Annotated in this window: 13 protein-coding genes; 6 read left to right on the top strand and 7 right to left on the bottom strand. The window is 46.0% G+C overall.

All coding sequences use genetic code 11. The annotated features are described in order from the left end of the window. Positions 1–219 precede the first annotated feature (219 nt). The 4 genes from L5M11_RS08385 (at position 220) to L5M11_RS08370 (ending at position 2,862) form a co-directional block, all read left to right on the top strand. Positions 220–900, top strand: coding sequence for a response regulator transcription factor (locus L5M11_RS08385; protein ID WP_028759856.1), 681 nt, complete (start codon positions 220–222; stop codon positions 898–900). A gap of 226 nt (positions 901–1,126) precedes the next feature. Beyond that, positions 1,127–2,254: a M14-type cytosolic carboxypeptidase gene (locus L5M11_RS08380; RefSeq protein WP_105252564.1), complete on the top strand. Its 1,128-nt coding sequence runs from the start codon at positions 1,127–1,129 to the stop codon at positions 2,252–2,254. Positions 2,255–2,266: 12 nt separating this feature from the next. Next, a complete protein-coding gene (locus tag L5M11_RS08375; RefSeq protein WP_105252563.1) occupies positions 2,267–2,584 on the top strand; it encodes a zinc ribbon domain-containing protein in 318 nt (105 codons plus the stop codon). Continuing rightward, complete coding sequence (locus tag L5M11_RS08370; protein WP_028759859.1) at positions 2,581–2,862, top strand: YeaC family protein; 282 nt, start codon at positions 2,581–2,583, stop codon at positions 2,860–2,862. The genes L5M11_RS08375 and L5M11_RS08370 overlap by 4 nt, the downstream gene beginning before the upstream one ends. Before the next feature lie 303 nt (positions 2,863–3,165). Here the strand turns inward: L5M11_RS08370 and ansA are convergent, their stop codons facing one another. Continuing rightward, on the bottom strand, positions 3,166–4,179 hold the full coding sequence (ansA, locus tag L5M11_RS08365; RefSeq protein WP_263191849.1) for an asparaginase: 1,014 nt from the start codon (positions 4,177–4,179) through the stop codon (positions 3,166–3,168). A gap of 137 nt (positions 4,180–4,316) precedes the next feature. Further along, on the bottom strand, positions 4,317–6,164 hold the full coding sequence (gene sppA, locus L5M11_RS08360; RefSeq protein ID WP_263186402.1) for a signal peptide peptidase SppA: 1,848 nt from the start codon (positions 6,162–6,164) through the stop codon (positions 4,317–4,319). A 165-nt stretch (positions 6,165–6,329) separates the two neighbouring features. On the opposite strand from sppA, the gene L5M11_RS08355 reads away from it, so the two are divergent. Then, the gene (locus L5M11_RS08355) at positions 6,330–8,348 is read left to right on the top strand and encodes an NADPH-dependent 2,4-dienoyl-CoA reductase (protein WP_263186403.1); all 2,019 of its coding nucleotides are present in this window, start codon (positions 6,330–6,332) and stop codon (positions 8,346–8,348) included. A gap of 386 nt (positions 8,349–8,734) precedes the next feature. Here L5M11_RS08355 and yfaE read toward each other — a convergent pair whose 3' ends face one another. The 5 genes from yfaE to ubiG form a co-directional block, all read right to left on the bottom strand. Continuing rightward, complete coding sequence (gene yfaE / locus L5M11_RS08350; RefSeq protein ID WP_028759862.1) at positions 8,735–9,160, bottom strand: class I ribonucleotide reductase maintenance protein YfaE; 426 nt, start codon at positions 9,158–9,160, stop codon at positions 8,735–8,737. Between the two features lie 38 nt (positions 9,161–9,198). Beyond that, complete coding sequence (gene nrdB, locus L5M11_RS08345) at positions 9,199–10,329, bottom strand: class Ia ribonucleoside-diphosphate reductase subunit beta (protein ID WP_263172069.1); 1,131 nt, start codon at positions 10,327–10,329, stop codon at positions 9,199–9,201. 74 nt (positions 10,330–10,403) lie between these two features. Beyond that, the gene (gene nrdA / locus L5M11_RS08340) at positions 10,404–12,692 is read right to left on the bottom strand and encodes a class 1a ribonucleoside-diphosphate reductase subunit alpha (protein WP_263191847.1); all 2,289 of its coding nucleotides are present in this window, start codon (positions 12,690–12,692) and stop codon (positions 10,404–10,406) included. A gap of 503 nt (positions 12,693–13,195) precedes the next feature. Beyond that, the gene (locus L5M11_RS08335; RefSeq protein ID WP_263138850.1) at positions 13,196–13,867 is read right to left on the bottom strand and encodes an HAD family hydrolase; all 672 of its coding nucleotides are present in this window, start codon (positions 13,865–13,867) and stop codon (positions 13,196–13,198) included. Between the two features lies 1 nt (position 13,868). Beyond that, positions 13,869–14,579 carry a bifunctional 2-polyprenyl-6-hydroxyphenol methylase/3-demethylubiquinol 3-O-methyltransferase UbiG gene (ubiG, locus tag L5M11_RS08330; protein ID WP_263191846.1) on the bottom strand — a complete coding sequence of 237 codons (711 nt, stop codon included), beginning with the start codon at positions 14,577–14,579 and terminating at the stop codon, positions 13,869–13,871. Between the two features lie 385 nt (positions 14,580–14,964). Here ubiG and gyrA point away from each other — a divergent pair, with 385 nt between their 5' ends. Then, a complete protein-coding gene (gene gyrA, locus L5M11_RS08325; protein WP_263191844.1) occupies positions 14,965–17,715 on the top strand; it encodes a DNA gyrase subunit A in 2,751 nt (916 codons plus the stop codon). The last annotated feature ends 135 nt before the right edge of the window (positions 17,716–17,850 follow it).

Here is a 17,850-nt window from a genome sequence, read left to right as displayed (position 1 = left end):
AGTTCAGACTCTTAGTTTCTAAAAAGCGCCTTAGGGCGCTTTTTTATTGGGAGTTTACGAGATGAGTTTAGATTCGCTAATCATCAGTTGATTGGTTGTTAATATCGTATTTTGTTCACAGTTTTCAACATCACACTTCTTAACTAATGTAATAGCGCTAGAGTCGTCTCGATTCGCATGGTAATATAAATGATATAGATTCTCGTTTGGGCTTTAAGGATGAGTAAAATACTCTTGGTCGATGATGATCCATTGTTTAGCGTTTGGTTAGCTGATGCCCTATGTACGCAAGGGCATGAGGTTAAGTGTGCGGTTAATGGCATCGAGGGTCTGGCATGCATTGAAAGTTTTGCTCCAGACATCATAGTGCTTGATTTAGTGATGCCACAGATGAATGGATTTGAGTTGCTAAAAGCGCGTGAATGTTCAACGCCAGTATTGATGATTTCAGCACGTGACAATGAAGATGATCGCATCACTGGTTATGAATTGGGGGCAGATGATTTTCTGAGTAAGCCGTTTAGCATAAAAGAGATTTTTGTCCGCTTACGAGCCTTAGAGCGGCGTCTCTGTGCCGGTCACTCTCACTCGCCGCAAATGGCGACTGTGGCGGCTAAAGTGATTAACTTCGATGAAATGAGTTATAGGATCACTATTGGCACCCGCTATGTCGATTTGACCCAAACCGAGTTTAAATTATTTAAATATCTTTTTGAAAGAAAAGGCCAAGTCATCACTAAGCAAGAGTTGCAGCGCTCAGTGCTACAGAAAGATTTGGGCCGATTTGACCGTAATCTGGACATGCATATTAGTAACACTCGCCGCAAGCTAGCCAATATCAGCTTGCCGCGTAATTTGATAAATACAGTACGAGGCCAAGGTTATAGTTTTATGGTCTAATATCTTCATTAATTTATAGCGAAAGGCTCTTTTTTTTGTGGATTTTAGGCGTGTTAACTGGTTAATTAAAGGCCGATTGCAAGTGTCTTGACTGAATTTAATGGCTTTCGTTTTCCCCTTGGGATGTTTTGGTTTATTCTATCGGCCATATAATAAAATGTGCCGTGTGCTATCTGTCGCACGCCATTAAATTGCCCTTAGTTTTAACAACCTATTAGGAATCATTATGCGGATCAGTGCCAACTTTGATGGCGGAAATATCCAAGTCGTCAATCTTGATAATAAAGACGATATTCAACTTGCTATCCGCCCTGATGCGGGTGGTGAGTTTTATCAATGGTTCAATTTTCGATTTGAAGGTGAGGTGGGTAACCATTACACCTTGAATATTATCAATGCGGGAACCGCTTCTTATACCAAGGGATGGGAAGATTATCAGGCGGTGGCCAGTTATGATCGCCAGCATTGGTTCCGTATTCCGACTCAATATCAAGACGGTAAACTGAGTATTAGCATAGAGTTAGATTGCGATGCCATTCAAATCGCTTACTTTGCACCCTACAGCTATGAGCGTCATTTAGATTTACTCAGCGGCGCCCAGTTACACCCAGATGTCAATTTAGAGCATTTAGGCCTGACCTTAGATGGCCGCGATATTACTCTGATGAAAGTAGGGAATGGCGATCCTTCTAAACGCAATATTTGGATCACCGCCAGACAACATCCGGGTGAAACGATGGCTGAATGGTTAGTTGAAGGCCTAGTGAATCGTTTACTCGATAATGACTGTCCCACGGCAAAGGCGCTGCTTGATAAGGCCAATTTCTATATAGTGCCCAACATGAATCCCGATGGCAGTGTCAGAGGTCATCTGCGCACTAACGCGATTGGGATTAATCTAAACCGCGAGTGGCAAACACCGAGTTTAGAAAAAAGCCCTGAGGTATATCACGTCGTCAACAAGATGCAGCAAACGGGTGTTGACCTGTTTTATGATGTGCATGGTGATGAAGGCTTACCTTATGTGTTTCTAGCGGGTTGTGAAGGCGTTCCCGCTTACAATGATAAACTCGCGCAGCTGCAAGCGGACTTTAGTCAAGCATTGACCTTAGCCAGTGCCGATTTTCAAACTCAGTATGGGTATGATAAAGATGAGCCCGGTCAAGCGAATCTGACCGTAGCGTCTAATTGGGTTGCCCAGACCTTCAAGTGTTTATCAAATACCCTTGAGATGCCGTTTAAAGACAATAACAATCTGGCCGATCCTTTTGTGGGTTGGTCACCAGAACGCAGTATTTATTTAGGTGAAGCATCGCTAATTGCCATGCTCGCCGTTGTTGATAAGTTACGTTAGGGCTAGGCTGATATGGCATTAATTGAATGTCCGGTGTGTCGTAAACGTATGTCGAGCAAAGCGTCTTCATGCCCCCATTGCCAAGCAAAAACCGATGGCGACAATGAGTCCTTATCGCGCATTAGTCATATTCAAAAGTCCAGCAGCTTAATGAATCAGAGTTTCGTTGCTATGACCTTGTTCATTGCTGGTGTGGTGATTTGGTTTTGGGGTGGGGAACCCGCCGAAGGTATGCGTGCGAATATCGCCGGAATATGCTTTGTGTTTGGTTTTGTAGGTTATCTCATTACACGAGTCAGAATCGTGTTACATAAGCGGAAAAGTGTATGACGGATATCAATCAAGTGATCGATCAAATGCCCATTGAAGTTTATGAAAGGCTTCGTAGTGCGGCTGAGCTGGGTAAGTGGGAGGATGGTACTGTGTTGAGTGAGACTCAGCGTGAATCGACTCTGCAGGTGGTGATGTTGTATCAAGCGCGTAAGCTTGAGCAAACAGAGCATTTCACTATTGCATCTGACGGTAAAATAAATGAGCTGTCTAAGGCCGAGCTGAAAAAGCAATTCCGTGGTGAGCCAATTGCTGGCTTTAAAGCACAGGATTTATAATTTCTGACTGGCCGCGCAGATCGGCTTGCAAGGTGTGCTTTATTAGGAATTAGGTGTAAGTCTGAGGTTGGCAAGGGGAATTAGCATTTTATCTTTTGTTAGTGATATCAATGCTAATATTGATTTGATATCAAATAACTTCAATGCAAATCTTGGTCCGCAAAGCCTTAAAATAAACACTCATTTAGTGCTGTTAAGTCTGAGCGAAAATCTAGTCTGAGTTTAAATCAAAAAAGCCCATCAAATATGGGCTTTTTTGTTGCTAGCGTTTGAGGGCAACAAACAGATTAGAAGACTATATCTTTAATCTATGCTCAGTTCACCGAGTAGATTTTGTAACATGGCCGCTTTTATCTCAGCTGGCTGCAAATTTTTAGATAGCAAATAATGCAGTTTTGCTAAGGCCGCTTCTATGGTCATATCGGCGCCACTGATCACGCCTGCTTTGGCTAATGCATTGCCTGTGGCGTAGCCGCCCATATTCACCTTACCTTGGAAACATTGGGTTAGATTCACCAGCACTATGCCACGTTCATCTGCTTGCCTTAAGGTTTTGAGTAAGGCGGCATCCTGCGGCGCGTTACCCACACCAAATGTCAGCAGTATGAGGGCTTTAACTGGCTGTTGCAGAATGTTCTCAAAAATCTGTGTCGATATCCCAGGATACAAGGTCACCACACCGACTGGTTGTGGGCTGATATGAGCGACTTCTAATGGGGTATCGTTGGCAACGGTGATCTTGCCTGCGCGCAGATTGATTTTGATCCCCGCCTCAAGCAGTAGCGGGAAGTTGGGTGAGGCGAAAGCATCGAAGCCATCGGCGTGGGCCTTAGTCGAGCGATTACCCCTAAAGAGTTTGTTATTGAAGAATAAACACACTTCAGCGACTGGATAATTCGCCGCTATATAGAGTGAGTTCAATAAATTGGTTTGGCCGTCTGAGCGTAGCTGGGCGAGGGGAATTTGCGAGCCCGTCACTATCACAGGTTTTGACAATCCTTGCAGCATAAATGATAGTGCTGAAGCCGTGTACGCCATGGTATCTGTGCCGTGAAGGATCACAAAGCCATCGTACTTATCGTAATTAGCTTGTATATCGTCGGCGATCATCTGCCAATCGGTTGGTGCCATATTGGAAGAGTCGATAAGCGGGCAGTATTCGTGGATGACGAATGTCGGCATTTCTTCATGGTAAAACTCAGGCATAGATTGCACGCACTGAGTCAGGAATCCCGCGACGGGAACAAAGCCGTTATCGGTCTTTTGCATACCGATGGTGCCACCAGTATAGGCAACATAAATGGAGCGTTTAGTCATTCTTGTCGTTTTCTTAGCTTCAAGTGGCCGAATTATACGATTTTACTGACATAAACCCAATAAAAAAGCCCGGAGATCCGGGCTTTGTCTTTGTCATCATCTTGAAGTTGCGAGCTGCAACCTAAACGCTGGCAGATTTAGTTCATCATATTGCAAGTATCACAGTAGATGTAGACGTTATTTGGATCATCGAAAGAGGTGAGTGTTTTCAAACTGCTAGTCCACTGTTGTAGCATTTGTTCTAACATCGATGACTGACTTAGTGAGGCGGGCAGGTAGCTCGATACTGAGGCAAACATCTGCTGCATGAATTTTTGTTCGGGTGTCAGCTCTTGTTCGATGACGCGGGTATCAAATAGCGTCATATCCGCGAGTTTAGCGGCTTTAGCTATGGCTTCATCTACATCACCCAGTTCATCGACTAAGCCAAGCTCCAGAGCCTTTTTACCGCTCCACACACGGCCTTGAGCAATCTTATCGACTTGTTCTATGGTCATGTTGCGTTCTTTGGCGACCAGGGAGATAAAGTCCGAATAGCCGCGTTCAATATGACGTTGGATAATCGCTTCAATCTGGGGGGAAAGTGTGCGGGTAACAGATAATCCTGCCCATTCTGAGGTCGATACGCCATCGGTATGCACGCCTATACTGGCCAATGAATCTTCAAAGGTAGTGATCATACCAAAGATCCCAATCGAACCCGTGAGTGTTGTTGGCGTTGCGAAGATATAGTCGGCACTGGCTGAAATCCAGTAACCACCGGATGCGGCTAAACTGCCCATGCTCACAACCACGGGTTTACCTGCTGCTTTAAGTGCAAGTAATTCTTGACGAATTTGCTCAGAGGCAAAGGCGCTACCGCCAGGGCTATCAACGCGTAATACTAAGGCTTTAATGTGTTTATCAAAACGTGCCTTACGTAGCAGTTCGGCGGTGCTTTCGCCGCCAATTTGGCCCGCAGGTTGAGTGCCGTTCAAAATTGTGCCACTTGCCACAATAATACCAACACTGTCTTGCTCTACAAAGCTGGGTAATGGTGTCACTAAGGTTAAGTAATCATAAAAACTGACTTGCTTGAAACTGTCACCACTGCTGGCTTTTCCTACTGTTTCTAGCATGGTTTTACGAAAATCTTCTGTGGTCGCTAGGTTATCAACCCATTTCATGTTGATTGCCATTGTGGCTGAATCGCCATTGGCTTTATCGAGTTCTGCCAAATAAGTGGTTGCGTCGGGCACCAGAGAATTCGGTTCGATATTGCGATTGCCTGCAACCGTTTGTGTGTAGCTTTGCCATACATCGGCTAACAGTGCACTACTGGCTTCCCGCGCAGCATCTGACATATCGTCACGTATGTAGGGTTCAACCGCAGATTTAAAAGTCCCCACGCGGAAAATATGCGCTTTGACTTTGAGTTTTTCTAAGGCCGATTTGAAATATTGGTTGTACATACTCAGGCCATCAAGCGAGACACCGCCTTGGGGATTGAGGTAAATGGTGTCGGCAAAACTGGCGAGGAAATATTGATTTTGCTCGTAGTAGTTGCCGATGGCGATGACTTTTTTACCGCTCTCTTTAAAGCGATTGAGTGCATTGCCGATAGATTGTAGTTTGCTGATCCCAGCACGTTTAAGATCGACCAGGTCGAGCACTAGTACGCTAATACGTTGATCTTGCGCTGCATTGTCAATGACATAAAGCACATCGGCGAGTAGGATTTCACCATCGGCGTTGGCATTTTGGCCTTGTTTGAATGCGGCTTCTAAGGGATCGACTTGTTGTTTCTGATCGACAATAGAGCCGGCTAAATTAAGCACCAGTGCCGAATTATCTTCAACTTGGATATCTTCGCTACTGCCAATGGAGATAATGATCGCGGCTAAGAGTCCAAAAAAGATTAGATTGAGGATGAGTTTACGCGTCCCGTTCAGGGTGTGCCAAATAAACAAACATATTCTCTTGAAAAACGATGGGTTAGCGGACATCTGCCACTCCTTTATAAGTCCAATCTGCCAATGCTAACTGAAAATGGCGCTACAGGCTAAACACAATTGTAAAGGATTTTGACTGATGGCCTCGATCCAACGGTTGAGCTTAGATTTGACACAAGGTATGCTGATTTAAATCACTTGTTTTAAAAGGATGTTTGAATGTCGTTTCCCCATTTATTAGAACCCTTAGATCTGGGATTTACCCAGCTCAAAAACCGTGTGCTTATGGGCTCAATGCACACAGGTTTGGAAGAAGAAAAGGGCGGATTTGAGAAACTGGCAGCGTTTTATAAAGAACGCGCTCTGGGCGGTGTAGGTTTGATTGTGACGGGCGGTATTTCCCCCAATCTTCGTGGTCGCCTTACGCCCCATGCATGCCAGCTGAGTTTTCCTTGGCAAGTGGGTAAGCATCGCGTGGTAACGCAGGCGGTGCATGAGGCTGGCGGTAAGATCTGTATGCAAATTTTGCATGCGGGACGTTATGGCTATCATCCTTTTTCCCAAGCACCAAGTAAGATTAAGTCACCCATTACACCCTTTACGCCGTCTGCTATGTCCAGCCGTCAAGTGCGCTCGACCATTAAGGATTACGCCAGTTCGGCCGCCCTTGCCAAGAAAGCGGGTTACGATGGTGTTGAGGTGATGGGCTCTGAAGGATATTTGATTAATCAGTTTGTCAGTGCGCGTACCAACACCCGCACCGATGAATGGGGCGGTGCGTTTGAACAGCGGGCGCAATTCCCAATTGAGATTGTTAACGCGATACGGGCAAAAGTCGGAAAAGACTTCATCATTATCTTCCGTTTATCTATGCTCGATCTAGTGGATAACGGTTCGACTTGGGATGAAGTGGTGCAACTTGCGCAGTGGTTAGAGCAAGCTGGCGTGTCCATTCTAAATACGGGCATTGGCTGGCATGAAGCGCGTGTACCGACCATTGCGACAAGCGTGCCCCGTGGCGCCTTTGCGTGGGTGACGGAAAAGCTCAAACAATCTGTTTCCGTTCCCTTAATTGCGACTAACCGCATTAACACCCCTGAGATTGGTGAGCAGATTATCGCCTCTGGTCAAGCTGACATGGTGTCGATGGCGCGGCCTTTCCTCGCCGATCCCGAGTTCGTGAATAAAGCGGCTGCGAACACACCGGAGCTTATCAACACCTGCATTGGCTGTAACCAAGCATGTCTTGACCATACCTTTTCCCTCAAGCGCGCAACTTGCTTAGTGAATCCTCGCGCCTGTTATGAGACTGAAATCAACTTCTTACCCACAGTAAATAAAAAGCGTATTGCGGTGATGGGTGCAGGCCCTGCGGGCATGGCGTTTTCTGTTTATGCCGCTATGCGAGGCCATCATGTTGTCTTGTTTGAAGCGAAATCTGAGGTGGGTGGTCAGTTTAATCTCGCCCGTAAAATCCCTGGGAAAGAAGAGTTTAACGAGACTATTCGTTATTTCATTAACCAAATTAAGCTGCATAAGGTGGAGCTGAGATTAAACACTCGTCTCGATGCCAGTGTGCTGGCGACGGAAAAGTTTGATGAAGTGGTAATCGCCTCAGGCGTTGTGCCGCGTGATTTAGTCTTACCCGGTTTTGACGACCCACGGGTGGTCGATTATCAAAAAGTGCTCTCGGGTGAAGTGACTGTCGGTAATACGGTGGCCTTGATTGGCGCTGGCGGTATAGGATTCGATATGGCGCACTTTTTGTGTGAGCGCCAGTCGAGCACCTTGAACCCCGATAAATGGCTGCAACAGTGGGGCATAGATAAAACTTACCTGCATGCAGGCGGCCTAACTGAACCTCATTCCGACAATACTGATCATCGTAAGGTGTTTTTACTGCAACGTAAAACGTCGAAGATGGGCAAGGGCTTAGGTAAAACAACAGGCTGGATCCACCGTCTTGTGCTTAAGCAACATGATGTGAAGATGAAAACGGGCGTGAGTTACGATAAGTTTGATGATGCCGGACTGCATATTCGCGTGGGTGAAACCGCTGAAGTGCTGGCCGTTGATAACGTCGTTTTGTGTGCTGGGCAAGAATCGAATCGCACGTTAGTGGATGAGATGAAAGCGACGGGCCTGCCTGTGCATCTGATTGGTGGCGTAGATGTCGCGGCAGAGCTTGATGCTAAGCGTGCAATCCGCCAAGGCGCTGAACTGGCAATGCGTTTATAAAAAGTTGATAAGCCTTACGTTTTAAACCTTAACGTATTCAATTTTAGATCCTGAAAGCCTGAACTTGTGTTCAGGCTTTTTTGTTTTAGTTTGTTTTAGTTTGTTTTAGTTTGTTTTAGTTTGTTTTAGTTTGTTTTAGTTTGTTTTAGGTTTTTTAGTGTGAATGCATTGAAAATAGAGAGAAGGGAGAATAGTGGGTTTTAATACGTTTGGTATCTAATGGCGCGGATTGAATAAGGCTGTATTGAAAGGGGCAGTTTGTCTTAAAGCTACTCTTTGTTTAAGAGATACTCTTTGTTTAAAAGCTCATTTTTGTTTTAAAGCGATTTTGGGTTTTAACGCCACATCTTGTTTAAAACAGCTTATTGAACAATCGAGTCTTGCCGTTATGAGTCTTCAAACACTGCCTGTTTCTGCGTGCGTGTGTCACTTGCTACATTTTGTGTTTGCTTTGGCTTAGCCAAACTGGCTTTATTCTGATGAGATTGACACGCATAGGTGACCACAGCTGCACCTTCAGGTGACAAGTCCAGCTCTAAATCTTCGGTTGGCACACAGCAGCAGGGCAAACATTCATCATGTTTGAGTTCGGCTAAGGGTTCGTTTAAGTAGCTGACTTTTCCGCTGATGACGCGTGTTTTGCAGGCGCCGCAGAAACCGTTGCGACATTCTGAGAAGATTTTAACTTTTTTAGCTTCGAGCGCTTGCAGCAAAGTGCCTTGTTGCTCGGTAAAGAGCAACACAGGTTGACCTTGAAGGCGCACGATTGGCGCCTTCGCAAACAGGTTTTGTGGCCGTTTTTTTGATGTCACTGTTTTAATGCCATTTTGTAACGTCACTTTTAAGTGTCTTATAGATCGAAGTCGAGGAACTCATCACCATCAACCGCGGAGTCAATTTGGCCGACAAGGTATGAAGAGACTTCAACTTCCTGTGGTGCAACTTGCACTGCATCGCTTTCTAACCAGTTTTTCATCCAAGGTAATGGATTGGTTATTTCTGGGTATGGTTGTGGTAGATTCACCGACTTCATGCGTTGATTAGTAATAAACTCAACGTATTGGCACAGGATCTGTTCATTCAAACCTATCATAGAGCCGTCTTTGAACAGGTATTTGGCCCATTCTTTTTCTTGCTCTGCGGCTTTGAAGAATAAATCGAAAGCTTCCTGTTGGCATTCTGCAGCAATTTCACCCATTTCTGGATCGTCTTTACCGCCTTGCATGATGCTTAAAATATGCTGAGTGCTGTTTAAGTGTAAGGCTTCATCACGGGCGATTAAGCGAATAATTTTCGCGTTACCTTCCATGAGCTTACGTTCAGCAAAGGCAAATGAGCAGGCGAAGCTAACATAGAAACGAATGGCTTCTAGGGCGTTGACTGACATCATGCACAGGTACAAGGCTTTTTTCAGGGTGCGGGTGTTTACTATGACTTCTTTGCCATCGATGACATGGGTTCCTGCACCGAGTAAATGGAATATCTGAGTTAGTTGGATCAAATGATCGTAATAAGCGGCGATATCGGTCGCACGGCTTAAGATTTCTTTGTTCACGACGATATCGTCGAAGATCACTGAAGGATCGTTAACAATATTGCGAATGATGTGGGTGTATGAGCGCGAGTGAATCGTCTCAGAGAAAGACCAAGTCTCAATCCAGGTTTCTAATTCAGGCAGTGACACCAGCGGCAAAAAGGCCACATTGGGCGAGCGGCCTTGAATCGAGTCGAGTAGGGTTTGGTATTTCAGGTTCGAAATAAAGATGTGTTTTTCATGATCAGGCAATGCACCGTAGTCAATCTTATCGCGACTGACGTCTACTTCTTCCGGGCGCCAAAAGAAAGATAACTGCTTTTCTATCAGTTTTTCGAACACTTCATATTTTTGTTGATCGTAACGAGCCACGTTGACCGATTGACCAAAAAACATAGGTTCACGGGTGGCATCGTTGGGTGTTTGACAGAAGGTAGAGTAGGCCATGGTGCTATTTTTCCAATGGATAGGGATCCACTAAATAGGGATCCCTATAAAACCGTTAACGTTAAAGTTAAAGACTAGATTTTACATGCGCCGCCGGCGCAACCGTCATCTTCTTTCTCTAAATTGGTGATGTCATCGTGTGAATCCGACGCACCATCGCGAGTGTTATGGTAGTAAAGCGTTTTAACACCTAACTTGTAAGCATTGAGTAAATCTTTCAGCAGGGTTTGCATGGGGACTTTACGGCCTTCAAAACGTGAAGGATCGTAGTTAGTGTTAGCTGAAATCGCTTGGTCAACGAATTTCTGCATAATACCCACTAGCTGTAAGTAACCGTCGTTGCTTGGCATTTTCCACAGCAATTCATAGCTATCTTTCAGTGTATCGAAATCTGGTACCACTTGTTTTAGCTGACCGTCTTTGCTCGATTTCACGCTGATAAGGCCACGTGGTGGCTCAATACCATTGGTCGCATTGGAGATTTGCGACGAGGTTTCTGATGGCATTAATGCCGACAGCGTTGAGTTACGCAGGCCATATTGCTTGATATCGCTACGCAGTGATTCCCAGTCTAAGTGCAATGGTTCGGCACAAATTTTATCCAAGTCACGTTTGTAGGTATCGATTGGCAAAATACCTTGAGAGTAAGTGGTCTCGTGGAATAACGGACACGCACCTTGCTCTTTGGCCAAGTTCATTGAGGCTTTCAGTAAATAGTACTGAATCGCTTCGAAGGTTCTGTGGGTTAAAGCGTTCGCGCTACCATCAGAATACTTCATGCCGTTTTTCGCTAGATAGTTAGCGAAGTTGATCACGCCTATGCCTAAGGTACGGCGATTCATCGAGGCGATTTGCGCGGCCTTGATAGGATAATCTTGATAATCCAATAGATTATCCAGTGCGCGTACGGCGAGGTCGGCTAATGGCTCAATATCTGATAACTCTTTGATAGAACCTAAGTTAAGTGCTGACAGCGTACAAAGCGCGATTTCACCTTCTGGATCATCGATGTTGTTCAATGGTTTAGTCGGCAGGGCGATTTCAAGACACAGGTTAGACTGTCTGATCGGCGCGACTTTTGAATCGAACGGGCTGTGAGTGTTGCAGTGATCCACGTTCTGAATGTAGATACGGCCCGTTGAAGCACGCTCTTGCATCATCAGTGAAAACAGCTCAACTGCTTTTATCGTTTTCTTACGAATGTTGCTGTCTTGCTCATATTGCAGATATAAACGTTCGAATTCGTTTTGATCTTCAAAGAAAGCATCGTACAAGCCAGGTACGTCAGATGGGCTAAATAAACTGATGTTTTCGCCTTTGATCAGACGTTGATACATGACTTTGTTCAACTGCACACCGTAGTCTAAATGACGGATACGGTTGTCTTCGACGCCGCGGTTATTTTTCAATACCAGCAGAGATTCGACTTCTAAGTGCCAAATAGGGTAGAACAGGGTCGCAGCACCGCCACGCACGCCGCCTTGAGAGCACGACTTCACTGCGGTTTGGAAATACTTATAGAAAGGTAAGCAGCCTGTGTGGAAGGCTTCACCACCACGGATTGGGCTACCTAAGGCACGAATACGACCGGCGTTAATACCGATACCCGCACGTTGGCTGACGTATTTCACGATAGACGAAGCGGTCGCGTTGATAGAATCTAAGCTGTCACCACATTCGATCAGTACGCAAGAGCTAAACTGACGCGTTGGGGTGCGCACACCGGCCATAATTGGCGTTGGCAGCGACAGTTTAAAAGTTGATACCGCGTCATAGAAATCTTTAACGTATTTCAGGCGCGTCTCTTTTGGATAACGGGCAAACAAGCAAGCCGCGACCAAAATGTAAAGGAACTGCGCGCTCTCATAGATTTCGTGGGTCACACGGTTTTGAACTAAATATTTGCCTTCAAGCTGTTTTACCGCTGCGTAAGAGAAGTCCATATCGCGCCAATGGTCGATATAGGTATCCATCACATCCAGCTCTTCGCGGGTGTAATCTCTTAAAATGTGTTGGTCGTATTTACCCAGCTCAACCAATTTAGTCACGTGAGCATACAATGCGGGCGGCTCAAACTGACCGAAGGCCTTCTTACGCAAATGAAACACCGCTAAACGGGCAGCGAGGAACTGATAGTCCGGTGATTCTGGAGAAATTAAATCTGCCGCAGCCTTGATAATGGTTTCATGGATAGCTTCGGTTGGGATGCCATCGAAAAACTGTAGGTGCGAGCGAAGTTCAACTTCCGAAACAGAAACGTTTTTTAATCCCTTGGCTGCCCAAGTAATTACGCGGTGTATTTTTTCGAGATCGATATTCTCACGATCGCCACAGCGTTTTGTGACTGTCATAGTGCTATTCATTTGGAGATAGGCCTTGGTTCTTATATGTATTTAGGTGAGCAAAATCACCGTACGTATCCTTGTAAAACAATCAATAATCGTCCCTTAAATACAGCTGACTGGTTAAAAACGAGTCAATTAAGCGGCGAGCTTCTAGTGTGTCTGATTGTTACCTATACACAAGATATGGTGTTTTAAATTATATGGGATACAAGATAGTGAGGTTTGCCCCTATTTGCAAGTCTGAATTCAGGGGACATCTTGTGGATAACGTGAGGATAAACTTTTGCGTTAGTAACGACTAACCTTGAAGCTCAATTTCAGGTTAGCGTGTCACACTCATGGGGGATTTTTAGGCGATCTTTTTCTTTAGATCGCGTTCGCTCACGAGTGCCGATCTTTTATGCGCCTGACTTTTTCCGTGGGTCATAAATAGTATGCTGACACACTGATGTCCGTCAGTGAAGTTACGTATTGGATGCCTTATTCGTGAGCATTGTAGGCGCTGTTTTTGGTTGATATTGTTAAGCCAATGCTTCGATTAGTGCTTGATGTAGCTCAGTTGGGTTCGCAAAATGCGCGTGCGCTGGCCATTGCAACGGCTTGTCGTTCACGCCCAGATAACCCCATAGGGCCACGCCGCCTAACATGCCAGCAGCCTTGGCCGCGAGCAAATCTCGCTCGGCATCTCCAAGATACAAAATCTGCTCTGGAGCACAGTTCAGTTGTTGTGCGCCTAACAGCATAGGTGCAGTGTGGGGTTTTGGGTGTTTTGTAGAATCGCCACTGATGATAACGGGCATACGCAAGTGTAAATTCAGTTTTCGCAATAAGGGACGGGTAAACCGGGCTGGCTTGTTGGTGATCACCCCAAACGGCAGCTGAGTTAACTCGAGCCAGTCGAGTAATGCCGCTATGCCTGTAAATAGTGCACAGTGATCGCCATTAATGCGCTGATAGTGGGCGAGCAGTCCTTGCTGTACTTGAGATCGAAGATCTTCTGCCGCATCAGGGATCGCGGCATCGACTAAGGCAAAACTGCCGTGGGATGCGGCGTAGCGCATGGCCGCTAACGGCTGCGCGGCGATGCCGACGTCTTGAAGGCTTAAATTAAGGGCCTGCACCAGATCCGGCGCGGTATCGGCTAAAGTGCCGTCGAGATCGAACAGTACGCCTTTGATCTGTGCCAGACTCATATTAATCAACCTTACGCGTCGCTATCATGTAATTTACATCAACCTTAGGCGTGTATTTGAAAATGCCCGTCAACGGGTTGTAGCTGATGCCTAATGCATCGGTACAGATCAGATCTGTATTGTCCACAAGCTCAATCAGCTCAGAAGGCTTAATGAATTTTTTATGCTCGTGGGTGCCAACTGGCAGCATCTTCAGCAAATATTCCGCGCCTAAAATGGTATACACATAGGATTTAATGTTGCGGTTGATGGTGGAGAAAAACACAAAACCACCGGGTTTGACCATGCCACAGCAAGCTTTGATCACAGATTGTGGATCGGGCACATGCTCCAGCATTTCCATGCAGGTCACCACATCGTAGTAAGCTTGATGATCTTGGCTGTGGGCCTCGGCGGTATTTTTTACATAATTTATGTTTACGCCGGTTTCGAGGGCGTGAAGGCGGGCGACTTCGAGGGGCTCATCACCCATGTCGAGACCATCAACCTCGGCGCCGATGCGGGCCATGCTTTCAGATAAAATCCCGCCGCCGCAACCGACATCGAGCACTTTCTTGCCAAAAATACCGCCTGCGGTTTGGTCGATATAGTTTAAGCGCAGCGGGTTTAATAGATGCAGCGGCTTAAATTCGCCGTTGAGATCCCACCAAGTTTCGGCCATACGTTCAAACTTTGCGATTTCCTGTGGGTCTACATTGGTATTCTGATGCATGCTATTACCTGAAGAAGCTGTATTGTGCGGCTATTATAACGACTATGTTTGATAAACAAAGTGCTCGACTGAGCTAAGCCCTTGTGGTTGAGTGAATTTTCAGCAGTTATCTGCTTTTATGTTAATTGTTGTGCTCCGTATCGACCTTTTACTTTATCCCTTTGACGATTTTTCCTCATCGTAAGCCGTGAATTTCAACGCTTGTTTATCGCACAAACGACCAAATTGACAGTGTTTTCATCTATTAAGCCACCAGACTCTCAATTCGATAATGATAGGTCTGGCGACATTAAATAACTGTGTTAGAATGCCAAATCACGTTTTTGGGCTAGGCAATGATACGGATTATACGTTGTCGGCTATTTTTCAGGGGAACGAGCAGTTTATGACTGATCTGGCATCATCTATTTCGCCAATTAATATCGAAGACGAACTAAAGAATTCGTACCTTGATTACGCCATGAGCGTTATCGTGGGACGTGCATTACCAGACGTGCGCGACGGCTTAAAGCCAGTTCATCGCCGCGTTCTGTTTGCCATGAGTGAATTGAAGAACGATTGGAACAAGCCTTACAAAAAATCTGCCCGTGTGGTCGGTGACGTCATCGGTAAATATCACCCCCATGGTGATTCTGCTGTTTATGACACTATCGTCCGTATGGCCCAGCCATTCTCACTGCGTTACACCTTAGTAGACGGCCAAGGTAACTTCGGTTCGGTCGACGGTGACTCAGCGGCGGCAATGCGTTATACCGAAATCCGTATGGATAAGTTAGCGCACCAATTACTGGCCGATCTTGAAAAAGAGACAGTGGATTTCGTCCCTAACTACGACGGCACAGAACAGATCCCAGCTGTATTACCTACACGCGTACCTAACCTGTTAATTAACGGTTCATCGGGTATTGCGGTAGGTATGGCAACCAACATCCCACCACACAACCTAACGGAAGTTGTGAAAGGCTGTTTGGCATTGATTGAAGAGCCTTCACTGTCGATTGAACAGTTGATGGAATACATTCCAGGTCCGGATTTCCCCACTGCAGCGATTATCAATGGCCGTAAAGGCATTATTGATGCCTATAAAACTGGCCGTGGCCGCGCGATCATGCGTGCTCTGGCAGATGTGGAAACCGAAGATAATGGCCGTGAGCGCATTATCGTCACTGAAATCCCGTATCAGGTGAACAAAGCCCGTTTAATCGAGAAGATTGCCGAGCTGGTTAAAGATAAAAAGCTTGAAGGGATCAGTGGTCTACGCGACGAGTCTGATAAAGACGGTATGCGTATCGTTATCGAAATTAAGCGCGGTGAAGTGGGCGAGGTTGTACTCAATAACCTTTATGCTCAAACGCAAATGCAGTGCTCTTTCGGGATTAACATGGTGGCCCTGACCAATGGTCAGCCTAAACTGTTTAACCTTAAAGAAATGCTCGAATGCTTTATTCTGCATCGCCGTGAAGTCGTCACGCGTCGTACCGTATTTGAACTGCGTAAAGCCCGTGAGCGTGCCCATATTTTGGAAGCGCTGGCGGTTGCACTGGCTAACATCGACCCAATTATTGCACTGATCAAAGCCTCTCCAACGCCTGCGGATGCCAAAGTGAAATTGGTTGAGCAAGGTTGGGAATTAGGCCACGTTCAAGGCATGCTGGAAAAAGCGGGCGATGACGCCGCGCGTCCAGAGTGGTTAGAGCCACAATACGGTATTCGTGACGGTCAATACTTCCTGACTGAGCAACAAGCTCAGGCCATTCTGGAACTACGTTTACACCGTTTGACCGGTCTTGAGCACGATAAGATCATCGCCGAATACGAAGAACTGCTCGAATTTATCGCGGGTCTGCTGTTTATTTTGCGCAGTCCTGAGCGTTTGATGGAAGTGATCAAGGAAGAATTAGTTCAAATCCTTGAAGAATATGGTGATGCGCGCCGTACAGTGATCAATGCCAACGAAGTTGATATGAGTCTTGAAGACTTGATCAACGAAGAAGACGTTGTAGTAACACTGTCGCACTTAGGTTATGCCAAGTATCAACCCTTGACCGATTACCAAGCCCAGCGCCGTGGTGGTAAAGGTAAAGCCGCGACGAAAGTGAAAGATGAAGATTTCGTCGAGAAGCTGTTAGTTGCCAATACCCATGACACCATTTTGTGCTTCTCTGATTTTGGTAAGATGTACTGGCTCAAAGTGTATCAATTGCCATTAGCGAGCCGTACGGCACGCGGTCGTCCAATTGTTAACTTGCTGCCGTTATCCGATGGCGAGCGCATTACTGCGATTCTGCCAGTACGTGAATACGCGGCTGACAAGTACATCATCATGGCGACCTCACACGGTACAGTGAAGAAAACCGCACTGACTGCTTATAGCAACCCACGTGCAAACGGCATTATCGCCGTTAACCTCAAAGACGGTGATCAACTGATCGGTGTCGATATCACTAACGGTGATAACGAAATCATGTTGTTCTCGAACGAAGGTAAAGTGGTTCGCTTTGGTGAGAAAGTTCGTGATTCTGAAACAGGCGAAGTGAAAACCGATCCTGAAACCGGTGAAGAAGTCTTGTCCTTACGTCCTATGGGCCGTACTGCAACAGGCGTTCGTGGTATTCGTTTAGAAGAAGGTCAGAAAGTCGTGTCGCTTATTGTACCCAAAGGCGATGGCGCGATTCTGACTGTGACTGAAAACGGTTACGGTAAACGGACGCAACTGTCTGAATATCCTGCGAAGAGCCGTGCGACTAAAGGTGTAGTTTCAATCAAGGTGAGCGAACGTAACGGCGCTGTTGTTGGGGCTGTTCAAGTCGGTCTTAACGACGAACTGATGCTCATCAGTGATAAAGGTACTCTAGTGCGTACACCTGCGAGTGGCGTGTCTATCATTGGCCGTAACACTCAAGGTGTAACGATTATCCGTACTGCGGGCGACGAGAAAGTGGTCGGCCTACAACGTATCGACGAAATCCAAACTGAAGAAGATGAAGTCGAGCTGGATGAAAACGGTTTACCGATTGTTCCTGTCATTATCGAAGGTGAATTAGCCGACGAGGCTCTTGAAGAAGCGCTGGATGACGAAGAAGAGTTGGACGAAGATGAAGACGAGCTTGCTGATGATGAGCAAGACGAAGAGTAATTAAGTGTCATATTAACGAGCGTCCAATTGGACGCTCGTTTTTTTAATGGCATTGATGTTGATAGCATTGTTCGTTTTAGAATGGTTTCGTATTTATCAATACCTACATCATGGTTGGGATTAAGGAGAGTGTCA

It is taken from the genome of Shewanella sp. SM87, assembly GCF_025653705.1.
Classification (GTDB): Bacteria; Pseudomonadota; Gammaproteobacteria; order Enterobacterales; family Shewanellaceae; genus Shewanella; species Shewanella oncorhynchi.
Note: the sequence above shows the minus strand (reverse complement) of the source record. Positions and strands in the feature narration are given on the sequence as shown.